Source organism: Xanthomonas sp. GW, from assembly GCF_014236815.1.
In the GTDB taxonomy this organism is placed as follows: Bacteria; Pseudomonadota; Gammaproteobacteria; order Xanthomonadales; family Xanthomonadaceae; genus Xanthomonas_A.
In genome coordinates this window covers 175469-191576 of record NZ_CP051189.1, presented here as the reverse complement: position 1 = coordinate 191576, position 16108 = coordinate 175469, and the positions used below count along the sequence as shown (strand labels likewise).

Sequence of the window (16108 nt, the reverse complement as noted above, 5' to 3'; positions counted from 1 at the left end):
CACGTCAGGCCTTCGGCTTGGATTTGGGTTTGGGTTTGGGTTTGGACGTCGGCTTGGACTTGGACGTCGGCTTGGACTTGGGCGGCGTGCGCTGCGGCGTGGCTGCCGTGGCGGCGGCAGCATCTGAAAGCGCAGGGTCAGCCACAGCGCTGCGCACCACCGCCACGGCGCCAGCGCGCAGACGCTGCGGCGCCGGCTGCGCCTGCTCCGCCTCCGGCGCTTCCTGTTCGTCCGGCGCGGCCGCGGTGGCGTCCGCCGCATTCGCGCCACGCGTGCGCTCTGGCAGCTTGAGCCGGCGCGCCTGCTCGTCGTATTCGATCAGCAGTACGCCCGAGTCGTGGCGGCCGCTGATCTCGACGAAACAGGCGCCGCCGATGAACGGCTCCAGGGTCATCACCGATTTCAGCGGCGTGGCCACCACCATCTGGAAACCGAAGTTCTCGAAGATGTTCATCGCCAGCGCGGTGAACTCGTTGTCGGCCTTGTCGAAGGCTTCGTCCAGCACCACCGCGCAGTAACGCGGCAGTTCGCCGTCCTCGCCGCCGAGCTGATAGCGCAACGCTGCCGCCAGGCAGGTGGTGGCCAGCTTCTGCCGCTGGCCGCCGGACTTGCCGGCGCCGCTGCGGTAGATCTCCACCTGCTGGCGGGTGGCGGCATCCAGCTCGACGCCGACGAATTCCACGTGCAGGCGCACGTCCAGCACCAGCTCGCGCCAGCGCTTGTCCTCGCCGTCCTGCGAGCCGAGCCGGCGCACCAGTTCGCGCAACACCGCGAACTGTTGTTCGGCCAGTTCGCGCTGCTCGGTCTGGTGGTGGCCGAGCACGTCGCGCAGGCGCTGGTGGAACTCGATCACCTCCGGCAGGCGGCGGTCGCCCAACTCGATGGTCAGCAAGGTGCCGCGGTTGAACGGCACCTGCTCCAGGCTGGCGTTGACCTCGTCCAGGCGCTGGGCGATCGACTTGCGCGCCTCGGCGGTATGCCGCTGCAAGGCCAGCAGGTTGTTCTTGCTCTGGCTCTGCAGCAGGTCGAAGAAGCGCGCCTCGTGCTGCGGCAGGCCGTCGCGTTCCAGGCGCTGCAGGCGCGCGAGGAAATCCTCGGCGCTGCCCAGGCCGACGGTGAAATCGCCGCTGTCTTCGGGCCACTGCTGGCAGTAACGGCGGAAGCAGCCGAGCAGCAGTTGCTCCAGGCGGTTGTGTTCCTTATCGCTGGCGCTGGTTTGCTCGACGAGGGCATTGCCGATCTGGCGGAAATGCGCCTCGAGATTGTCCAGGCTGAGCACGCCCAGGCCAGCGAGGCGTTCGTCCAGTCCCTGCCGCTGCAGCGGCGTGACCACGCGCGCGTCCGCGTCGGCGCAGGACAGCCGTTGCTTCTCCAATCGTGTCCGCTCGACGCCGAGCGCGATCCGCTCCGTCCGCACGCCCTCGAAGGTGCGCTCGGCCTGCTTGATGTCCGCGCGCGCATGGTCGATCGCCTCGCCCAGCGCGCGCAGGTTGGCGTCGCCCTCGCGCAACTGGCGCAGCGCCGTGGCGATGTCGTCCAGGCGCTGCAGCGGCGCGGCCACGTCGATCTCGTCCCAAACCAGGTTGGCCAGGGTGTGCTGGGCCAGGCGCCGCGCGCCATCGCGTTCGCGGCGCGCGCGCAGCGCGGCCACGTCGGCATCGCAGGCGGCGATGCGCTGCGCCAGCGCCAGGCCTTCCTCTTCGAACAAGGCCAGCTTGTCGCGGTTGTCGAAGCCCAACAGCCAGCGCCGGCGATCGTTCACCGCGTGGCGGTCGTCCTTCTCGTAGCGCTCTCCTGGATGCTTGACCTGGCCTTCGCGGGTGATCGCGCGCTCGGCATGGCGCAACGCCTTGGCGCTGTCCACGCAGTCGTAGTCGAAGCGCTTGCCCAGTTCGCGGCGCAGCCAGCCGGCGAAGGCGTGCTCGCGCAGTTCCAGCTTGTGCAGCAGCGAGCCGGCGGCCGGCGCCCGCGCAGGCAGCGCGTGTTCGTTGTCGCGCACCCGGTAATAGACCAGGCGGATGCCCAGATGGGTGCGGTTGACCCAGTCGGCCACGTCGGCGTAATGGCGCTCGTCCACCAGCAGCGATTGCGCGAAGCCGTGCAGCACGCGCTCGATGGCGCCGCGCCAGTCGGCGTCCTCGCTGCGCACCTGCAGCAGTTCGCCGACGAACGGCAAGGCGGCCTCGGGCACGCCGGTGTCGGCGCTCAGGCGCGCGCGCAGCGCCTGCATCGGCGCCGGGATATTGGACGGGTTGCGCTTGAGCGCGTCGATCTCGGCGCGCACTTCGGCAAAACGCTTGGCGTCCTCGGCCTTGCCGGCGATGCGCTGGCCGATCGCCTCATCGAGTTCGGCGGCCGCGCGCGTGCCGTCCTCCAGCGCCGCGCGCGCCTGTGCGGCCTGTTCGGCGAAGCCATGCGCGCTGCCGGCCAGCACCTGCTCCAACTGGCGGCAGGCCTGCTCGGCCTGGCTGCGCTTGGCGGCGCGGCGGTCGCGCTCGGTTTCCTGCTGGCCGCGCTCGCGTTCCAGCGCGTCGATGCGCTCGCCGCCCTGCGCGCGGCGCTGCGCTTCCAGGTCGTCCAGGCGCCGCTGGTGGTTCTCCAGCACGGCGCGGCGTTGCCCTTCCTCGCCGGCCAGGCCGCGGTCCTGCGTGTCCAGTTCCTGCAGCCGCGCATCCAGCAACGCCAGCCGGCGCTGCTCGCGGTAGCTGTCGATGCCGAGCTTGAGTTCGTCCAGTTCGCTGCGCTGGCGGCGCACCGCCATCAGCTCGGCGTGGTGCCCGCGCGCCGGCAGCAGGGTCTCGACCTGGCGGCGCGCGGTCACCACCGCCTGATGCGCGCCGTCGAGCTCGGCGAAGTCGCCGACCAGGCGCTCGGCGGCGTCGAAGGTCTTCGGCTCCTCGAGCATGAAGCCGCGCAGGAACGCGTTGAGATCGCCGAGGTTCTTCGCCGACTGGGTCTTGTGCAGCAGCCGCAGCGCCATCTCGTTGCCGATGCCGAGCTGGTGGCGGAAGCGTTCGGCATAGCCGGCGAAGCTGTCGAAATGGTGCACGTCGTGCAGGCGCTGCTTGAGCTTGCGCAGGTCCAGGTCGAAACCGTCCAGGTCGCTGGCGATATCGAACGCGCGCTCGGCCACCATGTAGTGCTTGCGCACGTCGGCCGCGGCGGTGCCGTTGCCGGCGATCCAGAACAGCCGCACCAGGCTGACCACGCGGTCCTCGCCGTTGCGGTATTCCAGCACCAGCGCGGTCCAGGTCGCGCCCTTGCGCAGGTACTGGGTGGCGATCTCGCCGGATTCGCTGTCCTGCTGGTCGGCCCAGGCGCCGCGCACGTAGGACACCAGGTTGCGGTCGCGGCCACTGCGCTCGGCTTCGCGCGCGGCGGCGTTGAAATCGACGATGCTCGGCGGCGTCAGCAACGCCGACATCGCATCGAGCAGGGTGGACTTGCCCGAGCCGGAGCGGCCGACGAACAGGAAGCCGCGCGCGGCGATCGGGATCTCGGTCAGGCCGGAAAACGTGCCCCAGTTGTGCACCTGCAGGCGGCGCATGCGGAACTGCTGGAGGCGCGGATCGGGCAGATCGCCGGCGAACAGGCCAGGCGTGGAAGCGGAGGATTTCATCCGCACAGTCTAGGGACGGGGACGCGCGGAACCAAGCCGGCGCGGGCGCTTTCGCGGCAGTTCGCGCCGGCGAAAGCGCGCCCTAGGCGTCCTGCGCAGCTTCGGCGTCGTCCTCGCCGCTGCCCGGGCCTTCGCGCAGCTGCCGGTACACCTGCGCCAGCGCGGCGACGTCCTCGGCCGAGAACAGCAGCTTCAGCGCCGGCGAGACTTCGTAGCGTTCGTCCTCGCCGCGCAGGCGGGTCAGGATGTGGTTGTCCTTCATCTTCTGCACGGCATTGCCGACCCGGCGCAGGAAGCCGGCGCGGTCGGTGGACAGGTTCTTCTCGTACACCGCCAGCGCCTCGCCCAGCTGCGCGTCCTCCACCACCGCGCGCAGTCCGCGCGCATCGGCTTCGGCCAGTTGCTGGCGCAGGTACAGCAGCAGCACCGAATCGATGAAGGTCAGCGGCGAGGAGCGCAGCAGCACCGGCGCTTCCAGTTCGCCGGTGTCGGCCTGGCGGGTGAAGGCGATGCCGGCCTCGCGGTCCAGCACCAGCTCCAGGAACAGCTCGGCCAGGGCGCTGCGGATCGCCGCCTCGCTGCGCAGCAGCGCCGGCCACAGCTTGCTGTGGCGCTGCGCGTCCACGCTGGGGCCGCTGAGCAGCTGGCACAGCGCGCGCCGCGCCTCCACCGGCAGGCGCCCGCTGTCGCCGGGGAACAGGCCGGTGCCGGCGTCGGGGGCCGCGCTGTCGGCCGCGTCCGGCAGGCGTTCCTGCTCGGCATCCACTTCGTGCTCATGCCAGTTCATGGCGTTTCTCCTGGGTGAACCACACCAACGGAATGCGCGCGCGGCGCCACTGGCCGTCGCCGCCGCGCCATTGCGCGATCTCGTGCTGCCCGGCGGCGACCACGCCATGGCGGGTACCCAGCGACAGATAGCCGATCACGCTGCCCAGGCCCTGGCTGGCCTCACGCTGCGTCAGCACCTGGGCGATGGACAGTTGCGGCTGCTCGGCGAGCAGGTCGAACAGGTCGCGGCGCAGGCTGCGGAAGTCGATTTCCGACTGCGCCACCAGGTCGCCGACGCTGTCCAGCGAAATCGCCGCCGCCTCGTTGCGCTGGATGCCGCCCTCGACCTGCTGCTGGCGCGGGTCGTGCAGGCGCCACTGCGCCAGCGAGCGCAGGCGGCTGGTGGTCAGGTTGAGATCGCGGCCGATGCCGCGCTGCGCGGGAATGTGGTCGCGCAACGCCAAGGCCTCGGCCTGCGCCTGCTTGAGCAACTGGTTGAGTCGGCGCTGCTCCAGATAGCCGCGGCTCTGCACGAAACCGCGCAGGCTGCGCGCGAAATGCTGCATCACGTCGTGCACCTGGCCGCCGCGCTCGAGCATGGTGCCGGTCAGCCCGCGCAGGAAGCCGCGTTCGCGCCGGTCCAGCTTGCGCGCGAAGCCGCGCGCCAGCACCGTCTCCAGCGCCGCATCCAGTTGCGCGCTCTGCTCGGCATCGTTGAGCAAGGCCCAGAACGCCTGGAAACTGCGCCCGGCATCGCTGTCGCCGATCACGTCCACGCCTTCGAACAGCTTGCCCAGGATCTCGCCGCGCTCGCCCTCGTCGTCGATGATGCGCTCGCGGAAATCGCGGTTGAGCTGCTCGAAATCGTCGCGGACGCGGCGGAAATCCTCGGTCAATTCGTCGGCCAGCGCGATCACCTGGCGCGCGCGTTCCAGCGCGCGCTTGCCGTCCAGCGCCGCCACCTTGCCCTTGGACACCCGCGCGATCTCCGCGTCGATGCGGTCGCGCTCGTCGCGCAGCGCCGACAGCCGCGCGTCCGGATTGGTCTCGGTCAGCGCCGCCAGCTGCGCCAGCTGCTGCATCACCAAGGCCAGGCGGCTCTCGGTGGCCGCGCCGCGCGCATGCTCCAGGCCGTCGGCGAAACGGATCGCCTGCGTGGCCTGGGTGGAGAGTTCGTATTCCTCCTGCTGCGCGCCTTCCGGCAGCCGCCGCTCCAGCCAGCCCTGCGCCAGCCAGTGCGCGACATAGGCTTGCGCGGTGCGCGGCAACTCGCGCGAGAGCTGGTCGGCATTGAGTTCGTCGAGCATGCGCTGCAGGCGTTCGTGCAGCACCGCCGCCGGCAGCCGGCGTTCGCTGTCCAGCAACAGCGACTGCAGCAGGCCGATCACTTCCGGCGCCTGGTCGGCGGCGAGCAGCTTCCACAGCGGCTGCTCGCGCATGGCGCGGTAGCGGGCGATGCGGGCGCGGTGCTTCATGCCGATGCTGCCGGGCGCAACGGGTGTGACGAACAGGCGGAAAGGCTAGCGCGGCACCGCATGCGGCACGCTCAGCGCACGCCGCCGTCGATGAAGCGCAGGAATTCGGCGCGGGTGCGCGCGTCCTCGCGGAAGGTGCCGAGCATCTTCGAGGTGACCATGCTGACGCCGCGCTTGTGGATGCCGCGGGTGGTCATGCACTCGTGCGCGCCTTCCACCACCACGCCCACGCCCAGCGGCTGCAGCACGTCCTGGATGCACTGCGCGATCTGCGCGGTCATCTTCTCCTGCACCTGGAAGCGCCGCGCATAGGCCTCGACCACGCGCGCCAGCTTGCTGATGCCCACCACTTTGCCGCGCGGCAAATAACCGACATGGACCTTGCCGATGATCGGCGCCATGTGGTGTTCGCAATGGCTTTCGTATTCGATGTCGCGCAGCACGATCAGTTCGTCGTAGCCGGCCACTTCCTCGAAGGTACGCAGCATGTACTCGCGCGGGTCGGCCTTGTAGCCGCTGAACCAGTCGCCATAGGCCTCGGCCACGCGCCGCGGCGTGTCCAGCAGGCCCTCGCGGTCCGGGTCCTCGCCGGCCCAGCGCAGCAAGGTGCGCACGGCGGCTTCGGCCTGGTCCTGGGTAACGGGGGAGTCGGGGGTCTTCTTGGAATCGGCCATGAGCGAAAACGCCCGTGAGGGGGGCTGCATGGTACCCGAGTCGCACGCGTGCCGCCGAAACCGGAGGCCAACGTCCCGCCGGGATCGCGGCGCTCGCCGCGGCACGGGCGCGGTGGTCGCGCCCATGCCGCCGCCGGCTTCAGCCGCGTCCGGCCGCCGCCTTCGCCGCCCGGCGCTCGCGCATCGCGCGCTCGTCGTCCAGCCAGTTCGCGCCCTTGTTGCTCAGGAAGAACATGTACACCACCAGCGACACCGCGATCACCGCCGTGGCGTACCAGACGAAGGTGGTCACGTGGCCGGTCTTCAGCGAGGCCTGGTACAGCAGCGGCGCGGTGCCGCCGAACGCCGAGTTCGCCAGCGCATAGCCCAGGCCCACGCCCAGCGCGCGGATGTGGGTGGGGAACAGTTCGGCCTTGACCACCGCGTTGATCGAGGTATAGCCGGTCAGGATCACGAAGCCGCCGGTCAGGATCGCGAACGCGGTCAGCCAATCGCTCTGCTTGGGCAGCTCCAGCACCAGGAACCAGGTGTAGAGCACGCCGCCGATGCCGAAGAACACCAGCAGGGTCTTGCGCCCGATGATGTCCGACAGCCAGCCGCCGACCGGCTGCATCAGCATCAGCACGGTCAGCGCGACCAGGTTGATGATGGTGCCGGCCATCACGTCGTCGCCGGCGAACGCGGTCTGGATCATCTTCGGCCCGGTGACCGAATAGGTGTAGAAGGCGATGGTGCCGCCCGCAGTGACCAGGAAGCACAGCAGCAGCGGCCGCCACTGGTGCACGAACAGCTCGTGCAGCGAGCCGGCCGAACGCGCCCCGCCCTTCTTGGCCTCGGCGATGGAATCCGAGCCCAGCGATTCGTCCATCGTGCGGCGCAGCCAGAACACCACCAGCGCACCGATGCCGCCCAGGCCGAACGCCAGGCGCCAGCCCCATTCGGACACCCAGCCCTTGTCGGCGAAATGCAGCATCAGCAGCAGCGTGGTCTGCGCCAGCACATGCCCGCCGACCAGGGTCACGTAGTGGAACGAGGACAGGAAGCCGCGCCGGCCCGGGATCGCCGCCTCGGACATGTAGGTGGCGCTGGTGCCGTATTCGCCGCCGGTGGCGAAGCCCTGCAGCAGCCGCGCCAACAGCAGCACGATCGGCGCGGCGATGCCGATCGTCGCCACCGTCGGCGTCACCGCGATCGCGAACGAACACAGCGCCATCAGCGACACCGAAATGGTCAGCGCCAGGCGGCGGCCGTAGCGGTCGGCGAAGCGGCCGAAGTACCACGCGCCGATCGGCCGCATCAGGAAGGTCATCGCGAAGATCGCCCACACGAACATCGTGGCGTTCTTGTCTTCCTTGGAGAAGAACTGCGATTCGAAATAAGTGGCGAACACCGAGTAGACGTAGACGTCGTACCACTCGACCAGGTTGCCGGCCGAGCCCTTGAGCGTATTGGACACCGAGCGGCGAAGGCTGCCGGGCGCGGCGCCGGAAACGGCGGCGGTCGAAGATGCGGGTGTGCTCATGCGATGAGACCCTTCAGCTGGACATCGCCGGAGTATAGGTGGCGATGTGCGAGGACGCTGTCGCGAACCGCCTCAGCCGACCCGAGCGGCACGCGCGCGCGGCGCGTTGCCGCCGCGCGTCATTGCGCCGCCTGCGGCGCGCCGAGCGACTTGCTGTACATGCCCGAGCGATCGAAGCAGCAGGCGCGGCGCTTGCCCGAGGCGAGCATGTCGCAGGCGCTGGCGATGCGCTTGACCCGCGTCTCGGCCTTCTTGCCCGAGACGATCCAGAAGATCCAGTCGCGCCGCGCCAGCGCGGTGATGTCGTTCCAGGTCGCACGCGCGGCCGGCTCCGCGGCGAGCGCGGCGGCCAGGTCCGGCGGCACCGCCGGTTCCGGCTCCACCGCCACCGGCGCGATCTCCAGCGCCACCGTCTCGCCCGCGGCAACCCCGGCCGCTGCCCGCAGCGCTTCTTCGACTTTCAACCAATGGCTGCCCTGCCCATCCGGCTCCAGCGTGGCCTGGAACGGCTGGCCGGCGAGCGTGCCGTCCACGCTGACCATGCTGCGCGTCGGCAGCCTGGCGCTGGCTTCGGCGGGCAGGACCAGGAAGGTCCAGGCCGCATCCTTCGGCGCGGCCGGCCGCAGCAGCTTCGTCTTGAAGCGAATGGTGGCATTGCCTTTGGACATGGCGCGGAAGATAGCACTGCGTGCCGGCGGGTGATTCCGGCAGCCGCCGGGCCTCGTGTCGCCGCGCTGGAGCGCCTCATCGCGCCGGTCGCGGACCTCCGTGCGGTGTTGCGGACGCGGCCCACGCCGACCGCGCGCAGGCGTGGCCTGGCCGGATCGCCCTGTCCCGCCAACAGCAACAGACCCTAAGCGTGCTGCGGCCCGACAAATGAACGGAGCCCCGCACGCGTTACGATGGCGCCCCCACGGCCGCACCCTGCAGACCCCCCATGAAGGCCCGCACTCCCGACGCAGCCGCGGCGGCATGAGCAACGCGTCGCATCGCGCGGACCCCCGGGCCAAATCCTGGGTCGAACGCCTGGACCCCTGGATTGCCGCCATCGTCAGCGCAGTGCTGCATCTGCTGATGTTGCTGCTGTTGCTGCTGGCCGACCCGCCCACCATGAGCACGCCGCAAGGCGCGGCCAGCGGCGGCCGGACCAAGGTGGACTTCATCGGCGCCACGCGCCAGCCGGTGCATCCAGCCAAGACGCCGCCCTCGCCCCCCCCCGCGCAAAAGCCGGTCGCGGCCAAGAAACGGCGTGCCACCTCACCGGTGCAGTCCACGCTGGTCGCGCAGTCCGACCACCCGGTGCCGCCGCCCGATCCGGCCGCCACGGCCAGCACGCCGGCGCCGCCCGCGCCCACGCCCGCCGAGCAACCGGCACCGCCGCAGCCGGACCCCACCACCCAGCAGCAGGCGCAGGCTGCCGCCAGCGCACCCGAACCGACCCAGCGCCGCGAGACCTGGACCGGGCGGCCGCCGGGCGCGATCGACCAGGACCTGGGGCCCAACGAAGCGGGGCTGGTGCGCGACGGCGGCGGTCGCGGCGGGCGCCGCGGCGACCCCAGCGACGCCGGCCCCAGCATGGAACTGGGCGGCTACCTGGTCTATTACGACCTGCGCAGCGAAACCCTGCTGCGCGCCTGGATGGACCAGGGCATGAAGGAATTCTTCATCCTGCTGCCCGGCACCCAGTACCGCATGGCCTGCCCGCTGGAGATCGCGATGAAGCGCGGCTCCGGCAAATGCCGCGCGCTGCCGCCGGACTCCCCGGAACTGAAGGACATCGGCGACGCCCGCGAGGTCATCACCATGCTGCAGGTCTACAAGCAGGGCGAATTGGTCTGGCGTGGGCCGGGGCCGTACAAGTAGCCCATCTCCCCTGGGACGGGTGGGGATAAGAGTCCGCACGATCGGCCAAAAGCCCCTCTCCCTCCGGGAGAGGGGTTGGGGTGAGGGTAAGGCGCGAAAGCGTCTCGCGGAGTTGGTGCACGAGGCTGCGCCCGTACCCTCATCCGCCCCTGCGGGGCACCTTCTCCCGACGGGAGAAGGAACAGCCGTTAGCCCCTCTCCCCTCGGGAGAGGGGTTGGGGTGAGGGTGCGGCGCAAAGCGTCTCGCGGAGTTGGGCGCACGAGGCTTCGCCCGGACCCTCATCCGCCCCTGCGGGGCACCTTCTCCCGATGGGAGAAGGAACAGCCGACTAGCCCCTCTCCCACCGGGAGAGGGGTTGGGGTGAGGGTGCGGCGCGAAGCGTCTCGCGGCGTTTGGGTGCACGAGGCTTCGCCCGGACCCTCATCCGCCCCTGCGGGCCACCTTCTCCCGATGGGAGAAGGGAACAGCCAAAGCCCCTCTCCCCCCGGGAGAGGGGTTGGGGTGAGGGTACGGAGCGAAGCGTCTCGCGGAATTGAGTGCGCAAGGCTCCGCCCCTCCCTGCATCCGGCGTTGCTGCACAGACAGCGCTTCCACCCACGATGCATGCGGCGGCGTCTCGAAATGTTCGCTCACCTTCCGCAGCGATACCCACACGCGAGCGCGCGCCATGCAATGTGCAAGAACGCGTCGCCGCACTCCCCGCGCGCCTACCGCAACTGTGCAAACACCTCGCCGTCACCACCATCAACCAACACACCCAACGTGAATAGAAGCGTGCGCAACCTCACGCACCATCACGCTTCATTTGCAATTGCCCATTGGCCTTGTTGATAGAGTCGCCGCGCGTCCCCAGCGGCAGCCCACCTGTGCCACGTGGCCGACCGCGACGCTTGGAGCAATTCATTCAATAGGAGGTGTCACGTGCACTGGAAGTCCACTGTCGCAATGCTCGCCCTGTCCGCCGCCGCCCTGCCGGCCTTCGCCCAGCCCGATCGGCAAGTGGTCGAGGACATGCTGCTCCGCTCGGCCAATGTCTGCCCCGGCCACAGCACCGACCGCACCGCGCCCACCGTGAAAGCCGTGCCCGTCGGCGCGTTGCGCGTGATGCTCGACCGCGGCCTGGTCATGTGTCCCGACCGCCGCTTGGATGCCGAAGCGCCGGCCGTGTTCTACGGCAGGCTCGGCGTGTTCGCCTGGAATCCCGAAGTGAAGGCCGGCTCCACGGTGATCGTCAAGCAGATCGGCGCCATGACCCGCAACGAGGAATATCCCGCCGAGACCCTGGTGTGGGACGCCAACGGCAAAGCACTCAAGCAGCAGACCGTGCCCATGTTCGAACCCAAGCCCGGTGCTGCGGTGCTGTACAAGGTGCGCTAATCCGCTTCGTCCGGCCTGCGCAGCCGCGCAGGCAGCTACACCCGGCCGGCATGCCCTGATGGGGCAGCCGGCTTTTTTGTCTTCTGCGCCGCGCGCACTGCTGGACACATCCGGGAGCGCGGCATACGCCATGACCTAAGGCGAAACCAGGCGGCCATCCGACGCCGCTGCCTCGCCGCGTCGCGCCACCCAATCGATGCGATCGCCCATACCCGACATGCACTGCATGCCGGATTATCTTTCAATGCGCGGCGATCACCTTTATCGCCAGATTATCGAATACTGAAATATCCATTTTCGAATGAAGCGCGGCGCCATCTGATTTTTTCGCCATTGGCGAAACAGGCAGAAATCCAGCGAAAGCATGCGGATTTCAGGCGAATTTCTGCACCGGCGTGCCACTCCGCACGCTGCCACACAGACGCGCTACAGGATTTATTTTCGCTGCGTGTCTCGATATTCGCCCGATTGCTGCGCGAATCCATACTGCAGATAAACATTGCCGCGCATTGTCAGAAGAACAGTCGAAGCGCCGTAGTAGGGTTGCCCCCCACCCCACCCCACCGTCCCGTGCCACCGGGATTCACTTGCGAGGACGTTTTTCATGGCCACACTGCGGAATCGGCTGGCGCTGCGCGTCCTGTCCACCATCGGCGTTGCAGGCGCGCTGCTGCCCCTGGCCGCGTCGGCCGCACCGGCGCGCGGCACGCTGCTCAAGAGCAATGTGCTGACCAGCTACACCCACCAGGCGATCGGAACCCTGCTGGCCAACGACCAATCCACCGACCAGGCCAAGTGCGATGTGCGCGTCGCCGAGTTCACCTACGCCACCATCGGCGTCGGCGGCGAGCCCGCTACCGCCTCCGCAGCGCTGCTGGTGCCGGGCGGCAGCCAATGCACCGGGCCGTTCCCGCTGGTGAGCTACAGCCAGGGAACCGAGTCGCTGCGCCGCGCCGAGCAGGCCAAGGAGATCCGCGACGCCAATGGCGACGACACCATGGTCACCCACCTCGCCACCCAGGGCTACGTGGTGGTCAGCAGCGACTACCTCGGCATCGGCCAGTCCAACTATCCGTTCCATCCCTACCTGCACGCCGCGTCCGAGGCCAGCGCCAGCATCGACGCCCTGCGCGCCGCGCGCCAGGTGCTGCAGCGGCTCAACACCCCCCTGTCGGGCAAGGTCATGCTGACCGGCTACTCGCAGGGCGGGCATGCCGCCATGGCCACCCAGCGCGAGATCGAAGCGCACCTGTCCAACGAATTCCACCTGGTCGCCAGCGCGCCGATCTCCGGCCCGTACGCGCTCAGCCAGACCTTCCGCGACGGCTGGAGCGGCCACAGCGCCGTGGGCGAGAACACCTTCGGCATCGTGCTGGCCAGCTACGCCATCGTCGGCATGCAGCACACCTACCACAACCTCTACCTCGACCCGGCGCAGGTGTTCCAGGATCCGTGGGCCAAACAGGTCGAAGCGCTGTTCCCCGGCACGCACAGCCTGACCGACCTGGTGCTCGGCGACACCCTGCCCGGCGTCGACAAGATCCGCCAGTACTTCCAGCCCGGCTTCTACAAGGACTTCGCCAGCAACGCCAACGACCCGTTCCTGCGCGACCTGGAGCGCAACGACCTGCTCGACTGGGCGCCGCGCACCCCGACCCTGCTGTGCGGCTCGGACAACGACGCCACCGTGCCGCTGAAGAACGCCACCACCGCCATCGCCGCGTTCAAGGCCCGCGGCAGCAACCAAGTCTCCGTGCTCGACCTGGGCAGCGGCAAGCCCAGCGACAACAGCGCCTTCGAGCACCTGCTGACCAAGGAAGCCTGCACCGTCGCCGTGCGCCAGCAGCTGTTCGACAAGCGCCGCTGAGTTTCGCCGCAGAGAATCGCAGGGGCAGCCCCCTCCCCCATGCCCTTGCGATCGCCAGCGAACGGACGCTGCCGCGCCTGACCATCGGCGCGGCAGCGTCCGGGGCGATGGCCGCGCGGACTGCGGCGATCGCGCATCGCGGCTAGCGGGTGTGGCCGAACCAGCGTGTCGCGAAAGCGGACCAACAAGGCGCGGACCTTCCGCGCAAGCGCGACGCACCACCGCACTCCCAGCACGCGCTCCTCGATCAACCGGCATCGCCGCCGATGCGGGCAGCTCCCGCAACCGGCGTTGCCTGCATGCCACCGCGCAGCGCGTGCACCCCCGCACGACCAACCGCATACAACAGCAACGGCACCATCCAACTGGCCCACAGCAACAGCGCGATCAGGCCGGGCGATGGCGTCATGCCCAACCCGATCGCCGTGGGAAGCGCCAGCCGGAACAGCACAGGTGCCAGCGTCGCCAGATAGGCGCGCACCATCCAGCGCTGGTGGCGCAGCACCTGGCCGCGCAGGATCGCCAGCAACCCCATCGACGCGGTGACCAGCCACACCAGCGCCGTCACGGAAAACGCCAGCCGGATCGACAGCGGCGCCGGCGACGTGGCGATCAAGCCGACCGCCCCGACCATCGCCACCGCCATACCGGCGAAGTAGACCCGCCCCACCCAGCGGTGCAGCCGCGGCCACCGCCGCCAACGCTGCGTCGCGAACTGCAGCGCGCCGAGCAACAGGCCGACCGCGCCGCCACCCAGGTGGCACCACAGCCAACCGCGCCGGGTCAGGAACATCGCATAGGCCGGCGACTGCAGCGATGCGTACTTCGCGTACACCGAGTGCACGAACTCCCCGGCGAACACCGCCAAGGCCAGCCACAACAGCCACCAGGCCAGGCGCACGCCTGGCTTGGTGCGCGGCGCCACCACGCGGCGCTCCACTGGCACTGACTCAATGCGCATGCCTGCCCCTTCGCACTGCCGGACCCTCGGCAGCGGCACGCTAGCACGGCTGCGCCCACCCGGCAGCCGCAGCGCCAGGCCATCATCGGACCGGCCCGACGCACAGCGGAGCACACCGCAACGGCCGGCCGGGTCGGTGTTCAACCGTCCATGCGCACGCCCGCGCGTGGCCGCACATGCATCACTCCTCCCCGGCCATGCGCACCACCAACGCGCCATCGCGCACCTCGATCCGCAAGGTGCTGCCGATGGCAAAGCCCAACTGTTCCAGCCAGCGCCCACGCAGGCGCAGCGACGGCACCACCTGGTTGCTGGCCGGGTAATAGCCGTAACCCATCTTGCAGCGCTGCGGCGGGCGCCGGCGGCAGGGTGCGCGCGGCGTACGGGCCTCCTCGGCGGCAAGCTCGGCGGCGATCTGCTCGGGCGTCAGCATCGGCGTGAGCGTCGGCTCGACGATGGTCCAGTCGCGAAATTGCGCTGTCTGGCGCGGCGCACGCTTGCGCGAGGTGGCGGCGGGACGGGAAGGCGGCTTACGCATGGCGCGGCTCCCCGTGCGATACCTGCGCCAGGCCATCGCCGCCCAGCCGCTGTGCGTGGATCTCGTCCACGATCCCGCGCACCGCGCGGGCGGCCGTGAAGATGCTCTCGCCCAGGATCGACACGCTCTTGTCGTCCAGCGGCGCGCCGCTGCACACCGCCACCATGTCGCTCTGCGCGGTGATGGTGCGCAACAGCGCGTGGAACTGGTCGAGCTGCTGCAGGGTGACGCCGAAGGTGAAGCGGTCTTCCTGCGTGTGCAGCGTGGCCGCTGGCGCGGCGTGTCGCAGCGCGGCGGTGGTTGTGCGGGCTTTCGAAGTCGTCATGGCATCCGTCCTCGACGTGGGCGGACGGGGTGTCCGCGCAGCCAACGTAGCGCGCTCTTTTTGATATCCAAAAATCAGATATTCACTGAGAGCTTCAGCCGCGCAACGACAGTCGTACCCATAACCTAGGGCCGGTGCCGTCTGCTCGACCGCTGCCCTGAAGCACCTCATGTCTCGTTTCGTAGACGACGCAATCGCCAGGCGGACAGCTGCCGATTCTGGCGCTATGTTTGGTTCTGGGACGGGGGTCGCATGGGACGCAAACGGGGAAATACCGGTTTTGACGCGCTGGCTGCGTTGCCGTGGCCGCTTGGGCTAGCCATGGGCATCGCTGGCTTTCTTGCCGTGCGCTATGGACTCGCCTGGTGGCTCTCCCAGCACGGCGGCATGCTGGCTCAAGGCATCGCGCAGCACTCGGACAGCACGCTCGCACCGCTTGCGTGGATCGTGCTGATCGTCTGTTGGATCGCTGCGCTCTTCTCCTTCCTCGGCGCACGCCATCGTCGCCGCCTACTGGATACTCGTACCACCCTGGAAAGCCTTGCCGCCGGTGGCTGGCGCCAATTCGAACTGCTCGTCGGCGAAGCCTTCCGCCGCCAGGGCTACAGCGTGGAAGAAACCGGCCTAGGCGGCGCCGACGGCGGTATCGACCTGATCCTGCGCAAGGATGGCCGCCGCACGCTGGTGCAATGCAAACAGTGGAAGTGGCAGCAGGTCGGCGTCAGCGTCGTGCGCGAGATATATGGGCTGCTGGCGCATCACCAGGCGCACGCGGTGAAGATCGTTTGCATCGGCAGCTATACGAAAGATGCGGCACTGTTTGCACAGGGCAAACCGATCGAGCTGATTAGTGGCGAGTTCTTGCTAGCGATGATCCAATCGGCGCAACGCGACCGCGCGACCGGGTCTTCTCCAAGGCCGCGCATCGAACCGGTGCTTGTCCTGGTGATCGACGCTCCCAGTCAAGCACACGCATGTCGGCAGTGTGGAAGCACGCTGGTACAGCGGACCAACAGGCGCACAGGCGAATCGTTCTTTGGCTGTAGTCAGTTTCCGCGATGCCGAGAAACTTCATAAGCGACCTTCCCCGTTACTCGGTAGTAGCAGGTCGGCGTCAG

The 16108-nt window shown here is 69.1% G+C and carries 13 protein-coding genes; 4 read left to right on the top strand and 9 right to left on the bottom strand.

Features of this window, described 5'->3' with window-relative positions:
• Nucleotides 1-4: 4 nt before the first annotated feature.
• The 6 genes from HEP73_RS00855 to HEP73_RS00830 form a co-directional block, all read right to left on the bottom strand.
• Complete coding sequence (locus HEP73_RS00855; protein ID WP_185821767.1) at nucleotides 5-3619, bottom strand: ATP-binding protein; 3615 nt, start codon at nucleotides 3617-3619, stop codon at nucleotides 5-7.
• Between the two features lie 82 nt (nucleotides 3620-3701).
• Entirely contained in the window at nucleotides 3702-4406 is a 705-nt protein-coding gene (locus tag HEP73_RS00850; protein WP_185821766.1) for a DUF4194 domain-containing protein, read from the bottom strand.
• Nucleotides 4393-5862 (bottom strand): DUF3375 domain-containing protein, encoded by a 1470-nt coding sequence (locus HEP73_RS00845; RefSeq protein WP_185821765.1) that lies wholly within the window; start codon nucleotides 5860-5862, stop codon nucleotides 4393-4395. Before HEP73_RS00845 ends, HEP73_RS00850 begins: the two co-directional genes overlap by 14 nt.
• Nucleotides 5863-5933: 71 nt before the next feature.
• Nucleotides 5934-6536 (bottom strand): GTP cyclohydrolase I FolE, encoded by a 603-nt coding sequence (gene folE, locus HEP73_RS00840; RefSeq protein ID WP_179570518.1) that lies wholly within the window; start codon nucleotides 6534-6536, stop codon nucleotides 5934-5936.
• Nucleotides 6537-6675: 139 nt separating this feature from the next.
• Nucleotides 6676-8058 carry an MFS transporter gene (locus tag HEP73_RS00835; protein WP_185821764.1) on the bottom strand — a complete coding sequence of 461 codons (1383 nt, stop codon included), beginning with the start codon at nucleotides 8056-8058 and terminating at the stop codon, nucleotides 6676-6678.
• 119 nt (nucleotides 8059-8177) lie between these two features.
• Nucleotides 8178-8726 (bottom strand): YdeI/OmpD-associated family protein, encoded by a 549-nt coding sequence (locus tag HEP73_RS00830; protein ID WP_185821763.1) that lies wholly within the window; start codon nucleotides 8724-8726, stop codon nucleotides 8178-8180.
• A gap of 304 nt (nucleotides 8727-9030) precedes the next feature.
• Between HEP73_RS00830 and HEP73_RS00825 the strand changes: the two genes are divergently transcribed.
• The 3 genes from HEP73_RS00825 (at nucleotide 9031) to HEP73_RS00815 (ending at nucleotide 13166) form a co-directional block, all read left to right on the top strand.
• Nucleotides 9031-9921 (top strand): type II toxin-antitoxin system RelE/ParE family toxin, encoded by an 891-nt coding sequence (locus HEP73_RS00825; protein ID WP_185821762.1) that lies wholly within the window; start codon nucleotides 9031-9033, stop codon nucleotides 9919-9921.
• 946 nt (nucleotides 9922-10867) lie between these two features.
• A complete protein-coding gene (locus HEP73_RS00820) occupies nucleotides 10868-11299 on the top strand; it encodes a hypothetical protein (RefSeq protein WP_185823237.1) in 432 nt (143 codons plus the stop codon).
• A gap of 604 nt (nucleotides 11300-11903) precedes the next feature.
• Complete coding sequence (locus tag HEP73_RS00815) at nucleotides 11904-13166, top strand: lipase family protein (RefSeq protein WP_185821761.1); 1263 nt, start codon at nucleotides 11904-11906, stop codon at nucleotides 13164-13166.
• A gap of 247 nt (nucleotides 13167-13413) precedes the next feature.
• Here the strand turns inward: HEP73_RS00815 and HEP73_RS00810 are convergent, their stop codons facing one another.
• From HEP73_RS00810 to HEP73_RS00800, 3 genes are all read right to left on the bottom strand, one after another.
• Nucleotides 13414-14127: a DUF2306 domain-containing protein gene (locus HEP73_RS00810; RefSeq protein ID WP_185821760.1), complete on the bottom strand. Its 714-nt coding sequence runs from the start codon at nucleotides 14125-14127 to the stop codon at nucleotides 13414-13416.
• Nucleotides 14128-14308: 181 nt separating this feature from the next.
• Nucleotides 14309-14665 carry a SymE family type I addiction module toxin gene (locus HEP73_RS00805; protein ID WP_185821759.1) on the bottom strand — a complete coding sequence of 119 codons (357 nt, stop codon included), beginning with the start codon at nucleotides 14663-14665 and terminating at the stop codon, nucleotides 14309-14311.
• Complete coding sequence (locus HEP73_RS00800; protein ID WP_185821758.1) at nucleotides 14658-14990, bottom strand: hypothetical protein; 333 nt, start codon at nucleotides 14988-14990, stop codon at nucleotides 14658-14660. The genes HEP73_RS00805 and HEP73_RS00800 overlap by 8 nt, the downstream gene beginning before the upstream one ends.
• Before the next feature lie 252 nt (nucleotides 14991-15242).
• Here HEP73_RS00800 and HEP73_RS00795 point away from each other — a divergent pair, with 252 nt between their 5' ends.
• On the top strand, nucleotides 15243-16067 hold the full coding sequence (locus HEP73_RS00795; protein ID WP_185821757.1) for a restriction endonuclease: 825 nt from the start codon (nucleotides 15243-15245) through the stop codon (nucleotides 16065-16067).
• Nucleotides 16068-16108 lie beyond the last annotated feature (41 nt).

Coding starts and splice junctions, on each gene's coding strand:
- HEP73_RS00855 (WP_185821767.1), bottom strand. CDS start 3,619: ATGAAATCCTCCGCTTCCACGCCTGGCCTGTTCGCCGGCGATCTGCCC.
- HEP73_RS00850 (WP_185821766.1), bottom strand. CDS start 4,406: ATGAACTGGCATGAGCACGAAGTGGATGCCGAGCAGGAACGCCTGCCG.
- HEP73_RS00845 (WP_185821765.1), bottom strand. CDS start 5,862: ATGAAGCACCGCGCCCGCATCGCCCGCTACCGCGCCATGCGCGAGCAG.
- folE (WP_179570518.1), bottom strand. CDS start 6,536: ATGGCCGATTCCAAGAAGACCCCCGACTCCCCCGTTACCCAGGACCAG.
- HEP73_RS00835 (WP_185821764.1), bottom strand. CDS start 8,058: ATGAGCACACCCGCATCTTCGACCGCCGCCGTTTCCGGCGCCGCGCCC.
- HEP73_RS00830 (WP_185821763.1), bottom strand. CDS start 8,726: ATGTCCAAAGGCAATGCCACCATTCGCTTCAAGACGAAGCTGCTGCGG.
- HEP73_RS00825 (WP_185821762.1), top strand. CDS start 9,031: ATGAGCAACGCGTCGCATCGCGCGGACCCCCGGGCCAAATCCTGGGTC.
- HEP73_RS00820 (WP_185823237.1), top strand. CDS start 10,868: ATGCTCGCCCTGTCCGCCGCCGCCCTGCCGGCCTTCGCCCAGCCCGAT.
- HEP73_RS00815 (WP_185821761.1), top strand. CDS start 11,904: ATGGCCACACTGCGGAATCGGCTGGCGCTGCGCGTCCTGTCCACCATC.
- HEP73_RS00810 (WP_185821760.1), bottom strand. CDS start 14,127: ATGCGCATTGAGTCAGTGCCAGTGGAGCGCCGCGTGGTGGCGCCGCGC.
- HEP73_RS00805 (WP_185821759.1), bottom strand. CDS start 14,665: ATGCGTAAGCCGCCTTCCCGTCCCGCCGCCACCTCGCGCAAGCGTGCG.
- HEP73_RS00800 (WP_185821758.1), bottom strand. CDS start 14,990: ATGACGACTTCGAAAGCCCGCACAACCACCGCCGCGCTGCGACACGCC.
- HEP73_RS00795 (WP_185821757.1), top strand. CDS start 15,243: ATGGGACGCAAACGGGGAAATACCGGTTTTGACGCGCTGGCTGCGTTG.